3 protein-coding genes are annotated in these 3,012 nt (G+C 65.7%); all 3 read right to left on the minus strand.

Annotation, left to right across the window (positions count from 1 at the left end; genetic code table 11):
* The coding region (locus tag EDE12_RS22570; protein ID WP_134188310.1) for a DUF2809 domain-containing protein at window positions 1–637 on the minus strand (637 nt) is incomplete at its 3' end.
* The gene (locus EDE12_RS21585) at window positions 634–2,193 is read right to left on the minus strand and encodes an ATP-binding protein (RefSeq protein WP_051592305.1); all 1,560 of its coding nucleotides are present in this window, start codon (window positions 2,191–2,193) and stop codon (window positions 634–636) included. The genes EDE12_RS22570 and EDE12_RS21585, both read right to left, overlap by 4 nt.
* A gap of 71 nt (window positions 2,194–2,264) precedes the next feature.
* Window positions 2,265–2,960, minus strand: coding sequence for a response regulator transcription factor (locus EDE12_RS21590; protein WP_026597655.1), 696 nt, complete (start codon window positions 2,958–2,960; stop codon window positions 2,265–2,267).
* Window positions 2,961–3,012: the final 52 nt, after the last annotated feature.

Consider the following 3,012-nt stretch of genomic DNA (forward strand, 5'->3'; position numbering starts at 1 on the left):
CCCAGAACCAATTGCTGGCGAGCGCGAGTGGAACGCAGCACCAAAGCGCGATGAGGAGGCGCCCCTCGCGCAGAACTCCCTCGTCGCGCCGCATGGCGAAAACCGACGCGGGGACGCCTGCGATCGACGCGCCGATGATCGCCGCCAATGCCCAGTTCCGATACGGAAGGAACAAAGGATCTTCTAGGCTGACGGCGATAGCGATCGCGCCGGCGGCGGTCGCCCATAGGAGTACGAACATCGCGCGCGAAAACGTGGGCTTCGCGCCCGGTTCCGCCCTGGGATCGCAGGCCGCCGCCACAGCGACGCCGATGGCGTAGGCGAGAATGTTCCACATTGAGAAGATGCGGCCGAGGAGCAGCGCGCCCGGCAGCGTCAGGCGAAAAGCGTCGAGCCAGGGCGCATGATAGAGCCGGAAGGCCTCCACCGCGATCGCGATCGACATCGAGGCCGCTCCGATCCGCCATCGCGGCCAGTCGCATTGACCGGCGGCGACGAGGAAATAGACCATCACCGCCCACAGGACGGAGCCGCCGTATTTCACCAGGAAAGCCGGCAGGCCGAGCCCAGGTCCGAAGGCGCGCAGGGATAGGCCGGCGAGAATGATCGCCGCGCAGATGGCCAAGCGCATTTTCATGACTGCGGCCGATCCCGTTCCGCGAGCGGGATGGTCAAAACGAACGCTGCGCCGGGCGGCGCGTCCTCGCCATCCCCGGCCAGAGTAATGCTTCCGTCATGCGCTCTCAGCATGGCGCGCACGATCGCGAGACCCATGCCGGTGCCGCCGCTGTTGCGCCGCGTCGTGAAGAAACTGTCGAAGACCTTGTCGCGGTTGGCGCGCGATACGCCCGAACCATTGTCCCAAACCACGATACGCAGGTCCTCGCCTTGCACCGCGGCCGCGATCGTCAATTGCGTGGCGCCATGGCGCGCGGCATTGTCAGCGAGATGCGAGAGGACGATACGCACGCTTTCCGCCGAAATCCGGATCGCGCGGTCGAGATCGCCATTCGCCTCTATGCCCAGAGTTTCGAAGCCCGATCGTAAATCGACGACGGCGTCGGCCGCCGTCGTCGATCCCGAGGTCGGCGTGGTTTCCGCCCGGGCGAGCTCGCGCAGCCTCTGCACCACCGCCGTCAATCGGCCCGCGTCCGAAATGATATTGTCGAGAAAGCGGCGCCGATCCTCTGTGCTCATCCCTTGGGCGGATGGATCGAGATCGTCGCGCAGCAGCTCCGCCGCGCCCTGTATCGACGTCAATGGCGATTTCAGCTCGTGCGAAACATGGGCGGCGAAGGTCGCGATGAAGTCCGACCGATTTTGGAGATTGGCGGCCATGTCGAGAAAGCTCTGCGACAATTGCGCAATTTCCATTGCGCCATGATGGGCGAGCGGCCGCAGCGCGCTACGATCGCCGCGACCGATCGCTGCTGTTCGGCGCATCAGCTCGCGCATCGGCCGCGTGATCGTACGCTGGAACACAAAGCCGATCAGCAGAGCGAGACTCACAATGGTCAGGGCGGCGAGCGCCACCTTGCCGCGCTCGTCGTAGAAATTCTTGAAAATATTACTCGGCGTGCGCGAGGCGTAGACGACGCCGGCGACGCGGCCGCGCAGGACGATAGGCATGGCGGTGAAGACGCGCACGGCCGTCCCGCGGCTCCAGGAATAGAGCGGCGGCGGCTCGTGCTTCGAAATCCGCGAACGCATGACGCTGCGAAACCGCCCCTCGAGGGCCTCGGCGACCTCCTCGACATGCGCGAGCGATAGGCCGATCTCCTCGCGGCCGGCGATCACGACGCCTTTGGGATCGAGCAGTCGAAAGCCGGCCAGCGTGACCTGCTGGATTTCGACGAGGTCGGGCGCGAGGCGCGCCCCGAGCGCGATGAATTCGGCGTCGGCCGGCGCTGCGGCGGGCCGCGCGTCAGGCCTTCGTCCCAGCATGTCGTCGGTGGTCAGGTCGAGCGTTGGCATGATCGGCGTGTAGGGCTCCGCAGGATCGGTTTTCGGCGTCGGGACCTCCGCGCCTAGACGAATATTCGCCGGCGCGCGCGTTTCGAGCTCGCGCCGCATGACGGCGGCGATGGCCGCACTCTGTCCGATCAGCTCGGATTCCGTCTGGTGTATGAGCTGGTTCTCGTAAATGCGGAAGAAGAACAGGCCGGCGAGCGGCAGCGCCAGCGCGGTCGCCATGACGAGCGATACGATCAAGCCGACGCTCGGCCGCCATTTGCGCGGGACTTCTATATTCGGTGGTCGGTCGATCAAGTCTTCGCCTCGCAACGACCGATCCTGAAGCCGACGCCATGCACCGTCTCGATCGCATTGTCGCAAGCGAGAGCGCCGAATTTCGCGCGAATGTTGCGGATGTGGCTGTCGATCGTGCGATCGGCGACATGGATTGCGCCGCCATAGGCCGCATCAAGAATCTGGTCGCGCGTGAACACCATGCCGGGGCGCGCGAGCAGGGTCTTCAAGATTGCGAATTCGATCGCCGTCAAGGCGACCGGCTGCGCGCCGAAGGTCGCGGCATGGGCGTTCGGATCGAGGATCAGATCGCCGCGCGACAGCGACGCGGCTTCCGGCGCAGGGCGAGCCTGCGCGCGTTTCAGAATAGCGTTGACGCGCGCCACCAGCTCGCGCGGGCTGAAGGGCTTGGTGACATAATCGTCACCGCCGATCTCGAGGCCGATCACCCGGTCGATCTCCTCGTCGCGCGCGGACAGGAACAGAATCGGCGCATCCGAGGTCTTGCGAATTCGACGACAAACCTCGAGGCCGTCCATCTCCGGCATGCCGACGTCGAGCACGACGAGATCGGGCGCCGCCTCGGAGAAGCGGCGCAGCGCCTCGGCGCCGTCGCAGGCGGAGACCGTCTTCATACCGGCCTTCTCCAGCGCGAAGCAGATGATGTCGCGAATGTGGGAATCGTCGTCGGCGACGAGAATGCGGTGGGCCACGGAAGCGCGCCTATCATTTGCCGGAGGCGTCGTCGCTCGTCGGCGTCGCGCC

Origin of the sequence: Methylosinus sp. sav-2 (genome assembly GCF_004366495.1) — a bacterium.
GTDB lineage: Bacteria > Pseudomonadota > Alphaproteobacteria > Rhizobiales > Beijerinckiaceae > Methylosinus.